Raw genomic sequence first — 1057 nt, 5'->3', positions numbered from 1 at the left:
GATCCCGGCCCAACCCGCTATATCTATCTGGCTACGCGTAAAGACAAAATGCTGTCAGCGGCGGCTCAGGGGTTTAAAAAATTTGTCTTTACCGCCTGCCAGACCCTGCAATTTTAGCGTTTGATGCTACTGTGCCCAAGGGCACAGCGGAGCGGTATCAGGATGGACGACGCAGCGCATCGTCAACCTGAAGTTCATCCTCGGTAAGAAGGTTGTCGCGCGTTTTCCGATTACGGTAGCCGATAAACAACGCCAGCAAGAAACCGACGGCAGCAATCCCGGTATCAAACCACATAATGCTGGCAATGCTGGTTTGTGAAAGTCTGGCAGTGATGAGCGGGATCGTGAAGGTGGCGATGCTGCCTGCGCTGTAGTAAATCGCGGTGGCCTTGCCTTTGGCGTGGGGAAACCGTACTGCCATCAGCGTTAGCCCCAGTTGTAGCACGCCCCCCGCAGCGGAGAAGCCAATCACGAAAGAAAACACCATAACGGTGTTCGGGCTGGGATACAGGCACACACCCAGCAGGGCCACGAAAGAGATAAACGTGTAGAGCATCAACAGTGATGTCGAACTGACGGTTTTTCTCACTAACACAGCGGAGATCACCACACAGAGCAGAGAGCCAACGGTGTAGATACTGAGCAGTTTGATTGACATGGTGTAGCTCATGCCCGCCACAAACTGGCCGTATTGCGCCAGCCATTGGCTGATAAGGTAAAACGTTGCCATGGCGATGTAGCCATACAGCGTATAGCTGGTGAGATCCACCAACGAGCAGGCGTGTTGTGTGGTCGTGCGTGTCACAGGAACGTCGGCAGCCAGGGGTTTCTGTGCCGCTTTTCCCGGATGTGCCGGGAATGGATAACGGAACAGGCAAATGCCATTGAGCAGCATGATGCCCGCCGCGATGATAAACGACCAGCCAAACCACAGATCTGCCCATACCAACAGGCTGATGATCATCGGCAGGAGAAACTGTCCGCTGGGCTCAAAGGCATTAATGAGAATGTTAGCGGTGCTGGGGGAAGAGGGGACACCTTCCATCAGTGACGCGTA

At 54.2% G+C, this 1057-nt stretch carries 1 protein-coding gene; it reads right to left on the bottom strand.

Going from position 1 to position 1057, the window contains the following annotated elements; translation table 11 throughout:
* Positions 1-157 precede the first annotated feature (157 nt).
* On the bottom strand, positions 158-1057 hold a 900-nt coding region (locus tag J5224_RS29620), incomplete at its 5' end, for an MFS transporter (RefSeq protein ID WP_264628641.1).

Source organism: Candidatus Symbiopectobacterium sp. NZEC135, assembly GCF_025962695.1.
The sequence above is the reverse complement of the archived record's forward strand: the minus strand, read 5'-3'. Positions and strand labels throughout refer to the sequence as shown.